The following is a 13,920-nucleotide window of genomic DNA, read 5'->3' on the forward strand; positions in this document are numbered from 1 at the left end:
ATGATCCCCTACGGACGGCAGGACATACAGCAGGAGGATATAGACGCTGTTATCAGGGTTCTGAAATCCGACTTCCTGACACAGGGGCCTGCCGTACAGGACTTTGAGCAAGCGTTGGCCAACTACTGTGACGTGCCCTATGCAGTAGCGGTCAACAGCGCCACCTCAGCACTGCACCTTGCCTGCCTGGCACTGGATCTGGGTGAAGGCGACTGGCTCTGGACCTCTCCAATCACCTTTGTTGCATCCGCCAACTGTGGCCGCTACTGCGGTGCCCAGGTTGATTTTGTTGATATTGACCCTCTGACCGGAAATCTTTGCCCCAATGCGCTCGAAAAGAAGCTGATTAACGCTGAGCAGACCGGCAGGCTTCCCAGTATCGTCATTCCCGTACACCTGGGCGGCCAGCCCTGTGATATGGCTGCCATCAAAACACTGGCGGACAGATTTGGCTTTCGAATAATCGAAGATGCATCCCACGCTATTGGCGCTCAATATCGCAATGAGCATGTCGGTAACTGCCAGTACAGCGATATCACCGTTTTCAGCTTTCATCCAGTCAAGATCATCACGACAGCAGAAGGCGGCGTAGCTACCACGCGTAACCAGTCACTTGCAGCACAGATGGTCCGACTGCGAAGCCATGGCATAACCCGTGACACTGATATGATGACCCATGCACCAGATGGTCCATGGTACTACCAACAATTGGAGCTTGGCTATAATTACCGGATGAGTGACTTACAGGCGGCATTAGGCCTATCACAACTCCAGCGTCTGGATCACTATATCCGCATCCGCCAAGAGCTGGCCACGCAGTACAATCAGGCACTTAAGGATCTTCCCCTGACGCCTCTCCAGCAGCACCCTGATACAGATAGCGCGTGGCATCTCTATATTGTCCGTTTGTCAACAGACAAGATTCAGGTTAGTCATCGCCAGGTGTTTGAGGCCATGCGCGAACAGAACATAGGGGTCAATCTGCATTATATTCCAGTACACCTGCAGCCCTATTACCAAAGTCTGGGATTCAAGCCGGGAGACTTTCCCGAGGCCGAAAAATATTACAGTCAAGCCATCAGCTTACCGCTCTATCCAAAGCTGACTGATGCAATGCACAAGCAAGTAGTTGAGGCGCTGAAAAATGCTCTTCTCATTTAGTATCTGCCACAAGTATAGATAAATGTGGGGATTCATGGTATTTCCGTACAGAGCAAACACTGAGCTTATCTTCGATTAATGGGGGAAGAATAATGTGTTATCCGCAATTATGAACCATAAAAAATGGCCTTGCGGAAGCCAAATAGAATAAACTAGACCTCTTTTTGCTTTACGTGCTCGTTCATTGCGACTAACTGAGGGTTTCTTTCGAGTGTTTCTATCAGTTCATCAAAAGAAAAATCAATCCGGTCCATAAACATGTTATATATTGCCATTATCGCTTTGTAGTCATCTTGCTCGTCAAGTGTAAGCCGGTAATTGCTAAGATCCTTACCTGCACTCAATATCTTGGTTCGAAGATCGCCAAATTTTGCCATACCGAGTGTGACATGCTCTCTATCAGCAGGATAAAAAGCCTGATGATGAGTTTTTTTGAGTAGCGTATAAGAAAATGCACAACAATCTAATCCTCTGGGATAACCGCTATGCGGCCCCAAGCTCACCATATCAAACTGACCTTGGGAAAACTCAGCAATCACTCGACTGGTTAAATCGTCGTCTATGAGGGGGCAGTCGCTTGTCAAGCGAACTACCGTGGTTGAATCATCTGCACCAAATTCTGACGCAGCATGGTAGTAACGGCCAAGCACATCCAGAGTCTCGCCCCGAAAATATCGAACACCGAGTCGTTCACAGAGCTCAGTTATTGGTTGTTCTGTACCGTCATTTGTGGTCGCCACGATGATTTCATCTCGCCAGGAGAACAGACGCTCGATCATCACCTGCAGAACTGGCCTACTGCAAAGTGGCAACATGACCTTGCCAGGCAAGCGGCTGGAAGTCATTCTGGCTTGTATAATCAGTTGTATATTACGCATAAAAGCTATTCTATCATAAGCTTTATATGACTATTGCAAGCAGCATTAAAAAAAACATAAGTATAATTAGACTGGACAATTGATTCCAGAACTAAGGCAGAAGTATATGATTTTACATAAAATCTTCGAAATATTTGCTAACAGAGGCATTCACACATGGAAACAGTGAACGAACATATTTCTATCTCAGGGCGACTGATCGGGCACGATCAACCATGCTACATTATAGCCGAGATGTCAGCAAATCACGGTCAGAGTCTGAGTAAGGCAAAAGAGCTAGTATATGCAGCTAAAGAAGCTGGAGCAGATGCAATTAAGCTACAAACTTACCGGGCTGATACTTTAACGATGAAATGTGAATTGCCACATTTTTTTATCAAAGAGGGTCCTTGGAAGGGCCAGTATCTTTATGATCTGTATGAAGGTGCCTATATGCCATGGGACTTTCATGCAGAATTATTTGCTCTGGCTGACAAAATAGGTATTACTTGTTTTTCATCACCTTTTGATAAGTCTTCGGTAGAGCTGCTCTCAAGCCTGAATGCTCCTGCATATAAAATTGCCTCACCTGAATTAATTGACCATGACTTGATTCGGGAAGTGGCCTCAACAGGAAAGCCTGTAATTATGTCGACAGGTGGAGCCACATTGTCAGAAATAGCAGAAGCAGTTAAAGTTGCACGAGATGCTGGAATCAAGGAGTTATGCTTACTTAAATGTACTAGCACCTATCCCGCATCGGCAGAGAGCATTAATCTCAGAACCATACCGAATTTACATGATACGTTCCGTTGTCCTGTCGGATTGTCCGACCATACACTTGGCAACGATATTCCGCTGGCATCAGTCGCCATCGGTGCCTGTGTCATTGAAAAGCACTTTGTAATGTCGAAAACCGACCACACAGCAGACAGTTTTTTTTCAATGACGCCAACTGAATTAGCAGCGCTCGTACATGGTGTCCGTCAGGTTGAAAAAGCGCTGGGGCGAGTTGATTATCCTACCGAACCGTCAAAAGCCAGACGTTGTGTATATGTCACAAGAGATGTTGTTGCAGGACAAGTACTCTCAGCAACTGATATTGCACATTTACGTCCAGGAGGCGGTGAAATCATGCCGAAAGACATCCCAAGGCTTATAGGCCGGACGATACGCCGTGCTTTACCTCGTGGAACTCAGTTACGCTGGGAGGATTTCCTATGATTAAAACTGAAACCTTGGTCAGTTTCCTCCATGATTCCTTTGCAGAACGAGGAACTATCCCCCAAACTGGAAGTCGCTTAATATTATCCAAGCAGAAGTGCTTGATTCCTGCGAGATTCTGGCTATGGTGGTAAGTAAGTCTCGTTACGCATTTCGCGTTAAATATCCTTGCCTCCTGCTGCCTGAATAAAAATGCCACGTTAGGCAACTTTATAAGAGCACTGCAGGAGCCCTCATGACCCTGTTTTGTGGACAACCAGGTTAATAGAGCGGGTTTTTAGCGGCATTTATGGCGACTTCGGAAGATAATACTGATAACTTTTCCTGATTACCCATGTACCTCAGCCACTGCTACACTGTATATAAACACATCCTGTTTATAGGTACAGTATTGGAGGTGGAATCATGGCTAAAAACAAGGTTCAGTTTCAACAAGGCTACAGTCTGTTCGAGTTCATGCAGGATTATGGCACTGAAGAACAGTGTGAGCAGGCCCTGTTGTCTTGGCGCTATCCGCAGGGCTTTATCTGTAGCGAGTGCAGCAACAGGACCCATTGCCGACTGAAAAGCCGCCCCAGAGTATTGCAATGTAACCACTGCCGGTATCAGACGACCTTGACCGGCAACACCTTGTTCGCCAGCACCAAGCTGCCACTGACCAAGTGGTTCCTGGCGCTGCACTTGCTGACCCAGAGCAAGACCGGTATCTCGGCGATGGAGCTGAAACGTCAGTTGGGCGTGAATTACGACACGGCCTGGATGATGAAACACAAGCTGCTCCAAGCGATGAAGGAAGCCGACGACCGTCATCCTATCAGCGGAATTATCCAGTTGGACGACGTGTACTGGGGAGGTGAGCGCCGCGGGGGCAAGCGCGGCCGTGGTGCAGGGAAATATCATGAAACCCCTTGCTATCACTGGCTTTCATCCGAACTCAAATACAAGATAATTGGTGTCAATCGACAAAATATGCTCTGATGCGGATACAACGACACACATCAGGTATCCCTATGAATCCACAAGACTTACTCAGCCATTTTTCAATTCTTAAAGACTATCGCCAGGACTGGAAAGTTGAACATAAGCTTTCGGATGTACTGTTGCTGACAGTCTGTGGCGTCATAGCGGGCGCAGAGGGCTGGGAAGAGATCGCTGATTTTGGCGACACACATCTTGAATGGCTGAAGTGTTATGGTGATTTTGATAACGGTATCCCGAGCCACAATACGATAGCACGCGTGATAGGTCGCCTTAATCCCAGCCAGATGCAAAGCTGTTTTTCGGAGTGGATGCAGAGCTGTCACACTCTGACAGAGGGCAGCATTATAGCGATCGATGGCAAAACACTGCGGAGCTCTTACGACAAGAGTCGGCGGCGTGGAGCCATTCATATGATCAGTGCCTTCTGTGTCGAAAATGGTATGGTGATGGGACAACTGAAAACAGCTGAAAAGTCGAATGAGATCACCGCGATTCCTGAATTGTTAAAGCTGTTGGAAATCCGCGGATGTCTCGTAACCCTAGACGCCATGGGGTGTCAAAGGGCTATCGCCAAGGCGATTGTGGATAAAGAGGCTGACTATCTGTTAGCGGTTAAAGGTAACCAGCCTCGCCTGGAAAAGGCGTTCAAAGACCTTTTTCCGATGCATCGCCTGGTTGATTATGATGGCGATTATTACAGTACCACTGAGACCAGTCATGGCCGAAAAGAAACCCGTTTGTATGTGGTGAGCGATCTGTTTGATGACTTCGTCAACCTGTCATTTGACTGGCCCGGCATGAAGAGCGTGGGGGTAGCAATCTCTTTCCGACAGGAAGGTGAAACCATCCCGGATCATGCCCAGATTCGCTACTACATTAGCTCAGAAGTTTTAACAGCGGAGCGCTTTGCACAAGCCGTACGTCAGCATTGGCACATTGAAAATAAATTGCACTGGTCTTTGGATGTTGCGTTTAAAGAGGATGCCTGTCGGATACGTCGAGAAGATGCGGCCGAGAACTTGGCAGCGATCAGACACATTGCGATGAACTTCTTGAAGAGTGAGAAAACTTTCAAGGCAGGTATACAGCGCAAACGAAAGAAGGCTGCAATGAGCTGGGAGTATCTGTCGCAAGTCTTATTAACCCGGTGGCAATTTATATCTGATATAATGCGTACATGAATATAGACGCACGCAAGCTCAGCCCAGAGCAACAGGAACTTCTCAGGAAGAAAGCGATTCGCCTCCGTAAGAGAGGCAAAACCTTCCGTGAAATCGGCCAACTTCTCGACATTCATCCCGATACTGTCGGGCGCTGGTACAAGCGCTACGAGACAGGCGGTGCCGCCGCTATTGCGGTTCAAAAACGAGGCCCCAAAAACAAGCCACGTCGATTGAGTGAACAACAGGAGCAGCAGGTCATAGAAGCTGTTCGCGATCAGATGCCAGACCAGTACAAGCTTGGTTTCGCCCTGTGGACTCGTCGCGCTATTGCTCAGTTGATCAAGCAGCTCTGGGGCATCGACATACCTGTCCGTACAATGGGGGATTACCTCAAACGCTGGGGCTTCACACCACAGAAGCCGCTGAAGAAAGCATGGGAGCAGAACCCCTCCCGTGTCGATGCCTGGCTGAAGGAGGAGTATCCCCAGATCAAAGCGCGTGCAGAAGCGGAGAATGCCCAGATTTTCTGGGGTGATGAGACGGGTATCAAGAACAACACCCAGCACGGTCGGAGCTATGCACCGGTGGGTCAAACTCCGGTCCAGCCACTGCCTGCCAAGCGGGTGTCGCTGAATATGATTTCGGCGATCACCAATCAGGGCACTGTGCGCTTCATGCTGTATGAGTCGACGATGACAGCCAAGGTGTTGAAGAAATTCCTGCGGGCCTTGATTGAGTCGACACCCGGTAAGGTCTTCCTGATCCTGGACAACCTGCGGGTACATCATGCCAAAGTGGTGAAACGCTGGCTCGAACGTAAGGCGGTTAAGCGCTATCTGGAAGTCTTCTTTCTGCCGGCGTATTCGCCAGAACTGAACCCGGATGAGTATCTGAACTGCGATTTGAAAGGCATGGTGCACAGTGGTCCAGCTCCCCGGACGGTGGACGAGTTGAAGAAGCGTACACGCTCTTGCATGCTGACACTTCAACGGCGCCCTGAGCGGGTGAAGAAATATTTTAATGCGGAGCATATTCGTTATGCAGCATAATTGATGTAAATTGTCGCCGGGTTAATAGAGACATGCGGGGTTTCATGATATTTCCGTGGGCCGTGGTGCGGCCGGTAAGACACCCTTTGTCGCCGCCGTTGCCCTGAATGAGAAGGGTCATCCGATCCATATGAGAATGAGCGTCGTCGATGGCTTCAGGTCGCAGCCGATTGGCGCCTGGGCGCAGCGTCATCTGGTTCCCGGTGGCATTGTCTTGTCGGATGGGTTGCCGTGCTTCAAGGCCACGAAAGAAGCAGGCTGTGAGCACCTCGGATTTGTCGTGGGCGGTAAGCTGGAGCTCTTGGATCATAAGGCCTTCAACTGGGTTAACACCATGATTGGTAATGTAAAAAACTCGCTACGAGGCAGCTGTCACTCGATCGGAGCCAAGCACCTTCCCCGACATCTGGCAGAGTATTGCTACCGGTTCAATAACCGATTTGATCTGCGTGCACTGTTGCCAAAACTGGGGCGCCACGCTGTACGAACACCGCCAATGCCTTATCGGCTGCTAAAGATGGCTGAGGTATATGGGTAATCAGGAAACTTTTTAAATCAGATCGACTGAGTAGTTACAATGGCCGATAAAATATTAAACAGCTAAAAAGGCATCAGTGATGACTAACGACGAAAATAAGAAATTAAAACTCGCATTCATAGGAGGAGGGAATAACTCGGCTGTCGGTTATGTACATTTTGCAGCAAGCCAACTAGACAATAAGTTCGAGGTGGTAGCTGGTGCTTTCTCACGAAATCCTGAAGAAAATAAAGCAACAGCATCTCGGTGGGGTGTAGACTCAAGGCATGTATATAGTGATTGGCAACAGCTAGTTAAAGCAGAAAAAACACACGTTGATGCCTTTGTTGTGCTTACTCCTACCCCTCACCATGTTGAAGTCATCGAAGTATTGTTAAATGCCCATGTACCTATAATCTCTGAGAAAGCCCTAGTAACAGGACCCAATGAGATAAATCGTATTCAAGATTGCTTTGACAAATCAAGGCACTTTCTGGCCGTAACTTATAACTACAGCGGTTATGCTATGATCAGAGAGCTAAAGCATCTAATAAAGCAAGATGCACTAGGAGTTATTCAGAAAATTCATTTAGAAATGCCACAAGAAGGTTTTAGAAGGCCTCCTGATATTGCAGGAAAACCATCAATGCCCCAAGCATGGCGACTAAAAGATTTTGAAGTACCGACTATTTGTTTAGATTTAGGGGTTCACTTACACCACCTCTCTACTTACTTACTAGAACTGGAAGCAACTGAGACAATTGCACAATTCAGCAATCACTCACACTACCCTGACTTAGTTGATGATGTCTTTATGTTATTGAAATACCCAAATAACATTCGCGGTAGTATGTGGATGTCAAAAACAGCTATTGGCCATAGAAATGGCTTAAAAGTGAGAGTCTATGGCGATAAGGGTAGCGCATGTTGGCTGCAATTAAATCCAGATGAATTAGAGCTTAATTATAACGACGGTAGAAGAGAAATTCTTGACCGAGCAGGTCAATGTAAATATGCGAACCAGTTTAGGTATAACAGAATGAAACCAGGCCATCCCACTGGATTTGTTGAGGCCTTTTCAAATTTATATACTGACATTCATAGTGAACTCATACATTACTTAAATAAATCAGAAGGTAAAAGCAACTATGTTTTTGGTTTAGAGCAAGCAAGAGATGGTTTGAATTTATTTAAAGCAGCTCAACAGTCTGTAAAATTACAGAGATGGGTGAAACTCAATCAACAATTTAATATTGAGCACTAATATGAGTAATTGTGAACAAGTAGCCATCTATGGTGCAGGTGGTAATGGACAAAAAATTTTTCACGCACTTTCAAAACAAGGTATTGAAGTAGCATTTTTTATCGACGCATATACAACAGCTACTCATTACCAACAATGCCCAATCTACCGACCAAGCACAATTCCTGACAAATCATTACCGATGCTAGTATCAGTATCATGTGCTAGCGAACAGATAAAACAACAGCTACAACAACTAGGCATCAAGAATTGCCTTAATATGAATGAGATAATATCATCCTATCCGCATGTTCTAGATAATTTTATCAGCCAAACACATAAAAAAAAGCTAATAGAAAGTACCAACCAAAACCAAGACAACTTGTCATGGCTAAGGGCAAACTTAGACGATGAAGTGAGTAAAAAGTGCCTTAAAGAAATCATCACATTTCGTAGTTCACCATCAAGTGAAAACTATATTGAAAATGACTGGCTAACCCAATATTTTCCACCTTGGTTGTTAGAGTTACCAATCTGGCATCAAGGAATTAGATTAATAGATTGCGGCTCATACATTGGAGACACATTAGACAGCGCAGTTGCAACATTATCCAAATCTGAATTAAACTTAAATACAATAGTTTGTTTTGAACCTGACCCTGAAAATTTTACGAAATTAAATACTAAAATAAAGAAATTTCAAGACGAGAATTTCACGTCCTACCTATATCCTTGTGGTGTTTGGAATGATAATACTATACTAAATTTTGAAGCAGGAAAATCGCAAGGTAAGTTCACAAACTCAGCAGAAATCAAAAACACCAATAACTTATTACCGGTTGTCGCTTTAGACAAGGTATGTATTGGCGCAAAAGCTAATTTTATTAAAATGGATATCGAAGGTGCAGAGCCACAGGCAATTGCAGGCGCAAAGCAAATCATTATAGAGCAATCACCTTTGCTTGCTATTTCGGTCTATCATGAACCAGAACATTTATGGCAAATAGCGCAAACTATACATAACTATAATAGCGATTATACTTTTAGGCTACACTGTCATGGCGACTTTGGTTTAGAAATCATTCTATACGCTATTCCAAAGGTTAATTAAACAGCAAATAGCACAGTCTCACTATAACCTTGGGTATAGTGTCTTAAATAGAATTTATATTCAGGGCACAGCTTCTTTAAGTAATTAGGTACAGAAATCAAGTGGTCCGCTCGGTGGTATACACTGACTGCCAGCTTTGGTTTGTATTTTATAATAGTATCCGCCATACCATTAAGAACGTCTAACTCTACCCCTTCAACATCCATTTTTACATAATATGGAATTATATTATTATCAGCACAAAATTCATCAATACAAATTTGCTGAACTGAAACTACCTCAGCGCCACCAACCTTATCGACAATTTTAGAAGATTTGCCTGAGAGTGAAAAGCTAACGTTTCTTGAGGCATTACCTACAGCAACAGGAACAACTGTTACTGCTGAAAAATCTTTATATTTTATGGCCAGCGACTCAACTTGGCTAGGAATAGGTTCGAATAAATAAGCCTTACCTGTTGGACAGTGCCTTAAAAAACGATCTGAATCACTTCCATCAAATGCGCCCAAGTCAAAAAACACACCACCCTCTTTAAAAGGAAGTAAAAACGGCTCAATATACATATTCGCTATATTAAATGTAAAGCCTTTCATATAACTTAAATCATAATTATTGCGAAAACCCACAATTGAATCAAATGTTTTGATTGACTCATAATCTGACAATATACTCTTAACTTTGTCATATTCCAGTTTATAGGTCTGCCAATGATTAATTACCCCTTCCCAGAAACTTATTTTAGGGCATTCCAACCCAGAATACCTGTAGAAATAAAAGTAATCACAATAATTAAAATTATGCTTTTCTAATAAATTATTGACATCTATTGGTCTACTATTTGTTACCGCAGATAAAATCAATGCATTACTGGGCACATCATTAAGCTTCAAACAGGGCAAACCGGAAAACTTTTCACCCGAGAAAAAATTATCTATAACAGCCGTTATCTCTATATTTTTTTCCCTGTGGATAGCAATTAATTCCTTAGCTTCAGCGGTAGCACCAAAAATATACCGAGGAGCATTCTCTGCAAAATACATTTTAATAAACTGTTTGTTCATTTCAACCCTCCAATACATTAATAGACTTCACCAAATCACCATTACTATCTACAGCATATCGCTATATTAGCGACAAAAAACTATCCACCATACAGCTCTTTAACTGATTGCCGAAAAATTTTTCCCAAGCTGCTTTTAGCAAGTGAATCTACACGCTGCATAAAGCGTGGCTGTTGGTAATCAGTTAGCTCTTGTAAGCAAATTTTTCTTAACTCTGCTTCATCTATAAAATCACTATACGTTGTATAAACGACCTTAATCACTTCACCAAACTGTTTATCGGGAAAAGAAAATGCAACACAGTCTTCAATATCAGGATGCATTTTAATTACACTTTCAATATCTTGTGGGTACACATTGATCCCACCTGATGAAATTACATCATTGTTTCGACCTACATAATAAAGAAAACCATCTTTATCTAAATAGCCAAGATCACCAGTTGCAAAATAGCCTTCGGAATCATAAGCCAATTTAGTTTTTTCTGGAAGCTGCAAATATCCTGAAAACTCCGTTTTAGATTGACAAAGAATTTGCCCTACGTCGCCTACTTTTAATACTTCACCCTTATCGTTAATAATTTTTATTTTAACAAAGGGCAGTGCCTTACCAACACTACCTTGTTTTTCACTATCAGTATTTAGGCAAAAATCAGTTACAACGCCTACTTCAGAAGTGCCATAGCATTCATGTAAGAGACAATCAAAGTTTTCAACTAACTTAGCTTTAATTTCCTGCGTCAAAATAGCTGACGAACTTACTATACATTTTAAGCTAGTCATATCCTTCGCTAAATGTATTTCATTTATCAACATATTCAATTGATTTGAAACAGCAAATAAAAATGATACCTTTTTCTGTTGGATAACGTTAAACCACTTTGCCACATTGAATTTAGGTAATATTACAGTTGTTGCCCCAAGCATCAAAGGCATTAATAAACCGCGCTGTGCAAGTGAGTGATAAAGAGGTGTAGATACCAAGACAACCTCATCGACAGTTAAATTATAATAATTAATGGTTGCCGCAAAGGCACGATTAATTTTACAACGCTGCGTAAGTATTATTGGTTTTGGTGATCCAGTTGAGCCTGACGTCATTGTCAAGATATATGGCAAGTCTTGTGAATCACAAAAATCTATGTCGTCCTTTTCACTATTATTCAGGACCTCTTCCCATAGCATTTCATCAGCAACTCTTCGATTTAAAGAGACCAAATTATCTGCTTGAACTAAACCCATTTCCAGTAGTTGTGATGACACATTTGACCAAGCAACAGTTAAGGACATTGGTATTGATTTCATTGCATTTTCTAATGCATGACCTTTAAGAGTTATTGGTAGTGGAACTACAGCAAGTCCTAACTTAGCAGCTGCTAAAAAGACGACAGCATATTCAGGTCCATTTGGCGCAAATAGAGCTACCCTTTGCCCAGCTGTTAAACCTAGCACTTTCAGTTGTAAACTTAGAGTAAGTACTTTTTGTATGAGATCTTGGTAAGTTAGTGTTTGTTCTTCGCAAACAATGGCAACTTTATTGGGTTGCGTTAAACTATTTTGATAAACAAGTGAAAAAATATTATTCATATTATTTAATCTGCAAGCCTGGATCACGATCAACATAGTAAAAGTCATTAGACGATGCTTTTGGAAAAGCCTTTTTAATCGCCTTGTAACTCAAGCTTTTCTGGGTTACATCTACAAATCCCATATATTGGTTCAATAAACGGACGAACTTATTTTCTTTATTTATTACCGCTACCCAACGAGCACCAGGCAGCTCCACTTTAGTGAAAGTCAATTGCCACTTTAAAATCACCAAAGCGACTGGAAAAGCAACATGATCACCAATAGTAAACCAACCACCAATTAAAAAATCATGTTTTTGCATAGTAAAGGCTTGGTGCCAAATAAACACAATTGGCTGCTCATTTTCATAAATAACATATGAGTTTCGATGATTTTTAAACCACCAGTTTATGTGTTCATCAAGTTCAATTGTATTTGTAACTGTCATTTTTTTCGCATTACTTGGCTTATTACGTGAACATAAGTACAGCATAATATCTTCATCAACAACGGCTCTATAACTAAGACTAGCGGCGATTGACTTGCGCTCTATTTGGTTTACTTTAGCCAGCTTTGGACTAGAAATATATTCACTTTTATGCTGCGTCAAATAATAAACAACTCGACTCACCCCCTGACCGTCAATCTTATATTTTGAACGGTTTATAAGCCCCTCAACTCGATTACTATTCTTTAATAAAGTAGTAATCAACTTAATTTGACGATCACTATTTAATTGTAAAAAATTATCGACATGAAAATAATGACCGAGCTGCTGTAAGTCCTCTTGCGTGTTATCTTGATTACTTGCAATAGAAAAGGTTAACGCAGGTGTTCTTGTCGCTAATAGCTCGTATAATGAAGTCCCCAAAGCACCCACAAAAAGGCGTGCTTTTTGATAATACGGAAACAAGCTAGTTGGTGAGCAGATAATTTCAACTTGCTTATGGTGTTTAGAAAACTCAAGTAGCTCAGTTGTGTAAATAGCTTGCGGCCCGATAATGATATCCACGCTAATGTCATAATCGAGTTGAGGTATAAGCTTTTTAATTAAAGGCGTCAATAAACGCCAATCACCTCCGCCCCCTAATGAAAAAAGTAAGTTTTTCCTTAAATCACTTTTGACAATTTTTTGTCGGTAATCAGGTCCTAACAAAGCAAACTCTGGTCCTAATAATGATTGGCAATGCGCTGGTAGCTTATTACGATAGCGACTATCAATATCTGCGACAACCTTTTGATCAATCAAGTAATCACACTCATGTTCGCGCGCTAAATCATCAATAACGATGACATCTATACCGGCAGCTTTAATTAACTTTTCCCAAACCAAACCTAAGGTATAGCTATCAATAATAATTTGATACGGCTTTTCAAAAGTCTCAAGTAGGCTTAAGACTTTTACTGCATCTTGTTGTTCTGACAACAATGGTAACGTGAATACTGGCCACGGCAAAGCCTCAACCAACTGTACAATGTTTGGATTTTCATTGAGCAAAAAACAAACCTCATAACTAAGCTCTTGAAGCGCTAAAGCAAGCCACTTACAGCGCATAAAATGCCCAATCCCTTGGGCAGTGCTAATGCGAAAAGCAAACATTAAAGTTTTTCCTCAATGGTATTAATTAATCCACCTAAGGTCTTATTTTTCTCATCCAACAACTCTTCTGGAGAAATAGATACTGAAAATTCAAGTTCTATCTGCATTATCAAGCTAAGTAACTCAAATGAATCTAAAACACCACTGCTGACAAATTCAAACTCTTCTATGCAGCTCGGTAAAGTAACACCTCTTGCTTCAAAGAAATCAATGAAAAAAGAATACAATTGTTGTTTAGACATTTATACAAGATCCTTCAGCTTAAATGAGCACCACAATATATCGTTTTTTAGCTTTTTCGGCCAATAACATACTGGTTTTTTTGTCATTAACCCAACACCACCAAGCTTATTTGTGCAACGCTTCCTTGATTTCCTTGTAGTAT

The 13,920-nt window shown here is 42.5% G+C and carries 11 protein-coding genes and 2 pseudogenes; 8 read left to right on the plus strand and 5 right to left on the minus strand.

Features of this window, described 5'->3' with window-relative positions:
- Positions 1-1,161, plus strand: a complete 1,161-nt coding sequence (gene pseC, locus ACK3CJ_RS19280; protein WP_409523821.1) for a UDP-4-amino-4,6-dideoxy-N-acetyl-beta-L-altrosamine transaminase — start codon at positions 1-3, stop codon at positions 1,159-1,161.
- Between the two features lie 152 nt (positions 1,162-1,313).
- Here the strand turns inward: pseC and ACK3CJ_RS19285 are convergent, their stop codons facing one another.
- Positions 1,314-2,039, minus strand: a complete 726-nt coding sequence (locus ACK3CJ_RS19285; protein ID WP_409523822.1) for a cytidylyltransferase domain-containing protein — start codon at positions 2,037-2,039, stop codon at positions 1,314-1,316.
- A 156-nt stretch (positions 2,040-2,195) separates the two neighbouring features.
- Between ACK3CJ_RS19285 and pseI the strand changes: the two genes are divergently transcribed.
- The 7 genes and pseudogenes from pseI (at position 2,196) to ACK3CJ_RS19320 (ending at position 9,306) form a co-directional block, all read left to right on the plus strand.
- Positions 2,196-3,242: a pseudaminic acid synthase gene (gene pseI, locus ACK3CJ_RS19290; RefSeq protein ID WP_409523823.1), complete on the plus strand. Its 1,047-nt coding sequence runs from the start codon at positions 2,196-2,198 to the stop codon at positions 3,240-3,242.
- 405 nt (positions 3,243-3,647) lie between these two features.
- Positions 3,648-4,130: pseudogene (locus tag ACK3CJ_RS19295) on the plus strand (IS1595 family transposase); the annotation flags it as partial.
- Positions 4,131-4,252: 122 nt separating this feature from the next.
- The gene (locus ACK3CJ_RS19300) at positions 4,253-5,404 is read left to right on the plus strand and encodes an ISAs1 family transposase (protein WP_409523824.1); all 1,152 of its coding nucleotides are present in this window, start codon (positions 4,253-4,255) and stop codon (positions 5,402-5,404) included.
- Positions 5,401-6,435, plus strand: coding sequence for an IS630 family transposase (locus tag ACK3CJ_RS19305; protein ID WP_409523218.1), 1,035 nt, complete (start codon positions 5,401-5,403; stop codon positions 6,433-6,435). Before ACK3CJ_RS19300 ends, ACK3CJ_RS19305 begins: the two co-directional genes overlap by 4 nt.
- 58 nt (positions 6,436-6,493) lie before the next feature.
- Positions 6,494-6,973, plus strand: a pseudogene (locus ACK3CJ_RS19310) (IS1595 family transposase); the annotation flags it as partial.
- Between the two features lie 79 nt (positions 6,974-7,052).
- Positions 7,053-8,216 (plus strand): Gfo/Idh/MocA family protein, encoded by a 1,164-nt coding sequence (locus ACK3CJ_RS19315; RefSeq protein WP_409523825.1) that lies wholly within the window; start codon positions 7,053-7,055, stop codon positions 8,214-8,216.
- A 1-nt stretch (position 8,217) separates the two neighbouring features.
- On the plus strand, positions 8,218-9,306 hold the full coding sequence (locus ACK3CJ_RS19320) for an FkbM family methyltransferase (RefSeq protein ID WP_409523826.1): 1,089 nt from the start codon (positions 8,218-8,220) through the stop codon (positions 9,304-9,306).
- Here the strand turns inward: ACK3CJ_RS19320 and ACK3CJ_RS19325 are convergent.
- From ACK3CJ_RS19325 to ACK3CJ_RS19340, 4 genes are all read right to left on the minus strand, one after another.
- The gene (locus ACK3CJ_RS19325; protein ID WP_409523827.1) at positions 9,303-10,367 is read right to left on the minus strand and encodes an FkbM family methyltransferase; all 1,065 of its coding nucleotides are present in this window, start codon (positions 10,365-10,367) and stop codon (positions 9,303-9,305) included. The two genes, ACK3CJ_RS19320 and ACK3CJ_RS19325, sit on opposite strands and share 4 nt — an antisense overlap.
- Positions 10,368-10,447: 80 nt before the next feature.
- Complete coding sequence (locus ACK3CJ_RS19330; protein WP_409523828.1) at positions 10,448-11,953, minus strand: class I adenylate-forming enzyme family protein; 1,506 nt, start codon at positions 11,951-11,953, stop codon at positions 10,448-10,450.
- Between the two features lies 1 nt (position 11,954).
- Positions 11,955-13,535 carry a UDP-2,4-diacetamido-2,4,6-trideoxy-beta-L-altropyranose hydrolase gene (pseG, locus tag ACK3CJ_RS19335; RefSeq protein ID WP_409523829.1) on the minus strand — a complete coding sequence of 527 codons (1,581 nt, stop codon included), beginning with the start codon at positions 13,533-13,535 and terminating at the stop codon, positions 11,955-11,957.
- A complete protein-coding gene (locus ACK3CJ_RS19340; protein WP_409523830.1) occupies positions 13,535-13,777 on the minus strand; it encodes a phosphopantetheine-binding protein in 243 nt (80 codons plus the stop codon). Before ACK3CJ_RS19340 ends, pseG begins: the two co-directional genes overlap by 1 nt.
- Between the last annotated feature and the right edge of the window lie 143 nt (positions 13,778-13,920).

Source organism: Nitrincola salilacus (assembly GCF_046271865.1).
Taxonomy (GTDB): Bacteria; Pseudomonadota; Gammaproteobacteria; order Pseudomonadales; family Balneatricaceae; genus Nitrincola; species Nitrincola salilacus.

What these genes read in the sequence shown, in the direction of transcription:
- pseC (WP_409523821.1), top strand. Translation starts at nt 1, where the DNA reads ATGATCCCCTACGGACGGCAGGACATACAGCAGGAGGATATAGACGCT.
- ACK3CJ_RS19315 (WP_409523825.1), top strand. Translation starts at nt 7,053, where the DNA reads ATGACTAACGACGAAAATAAGAAATTAAAACTCGCATTCATAGGAGGA.
- ACK3CJ_RS19325 (WP_409523827.1), bottom strand. Translation starts at nt 10,367, where the DNA reads ATGAACAAACAGTTTATTAAAATGTATTTTGCAGAGAATGCTCCTCGG.
- ACK3CJ_RS19285 (WP_409523822.1), bottom strand. Translation starts at nt 2,039, where the DNA reads ATGCGTAATATACAACTGATTATACAAGCCAGAATGACTTCCAGCCGC.
- pseI (WP_409523823.1), top strand. Translation starts at nt 2,196, where the DNA reads ATGGAAACAGTGAACGAACATATTTCTATCTCAGGGCGACTGATCGGG.
- ACK3CJ_RS19300 (WP_409523824.1), top strand. Translation starts at nt 4,253, where the DNA reads ATGAATCCACAAGACTTACTCAGCCATTTTTCAATTCTTAAAGACTAT.
- ACK3CJ_RS19305 (WP_409523218.1), top strand. Translation starts at nt 5,401, where the DNA reads ATGAATATAGACGCACGCAAGCTCAGCCCAGAGCAACAGGAACTTCTC.
- pseG (WP_409523829.1), bottom strand. Translation starts at nt 13,535, where the DNA reads ATGTTTGCTTTTCGCATTAGCACTGCCCAAGGGATTGGGCATTTTATG.
- ACK3CJ_RS19320 (WP_409523826.1), top strand. Translation starts at nt 8,218, where the DNA reads ATGAGTAATTGTGAACAAGTAGCCATCTATGGTGCAGGTGGTAATGGA.
- ACK3CJ_RS19340 (WP_409523830.1), bottom strand. Translation starts at nt 13,777, where the DNA reads ATGTCTAAACAACAATTGTATTCTTTTTTCATTGATTTCTTTGAAGCA.
- ACK3CJ_RS19330 (WP_409523828.1), bottom strand. Translation starts at nt 11,953, where the DNA reads ATGAATAATATTTTTTCACTTGTTTATCAAAATAGTTTAACGCAACCC.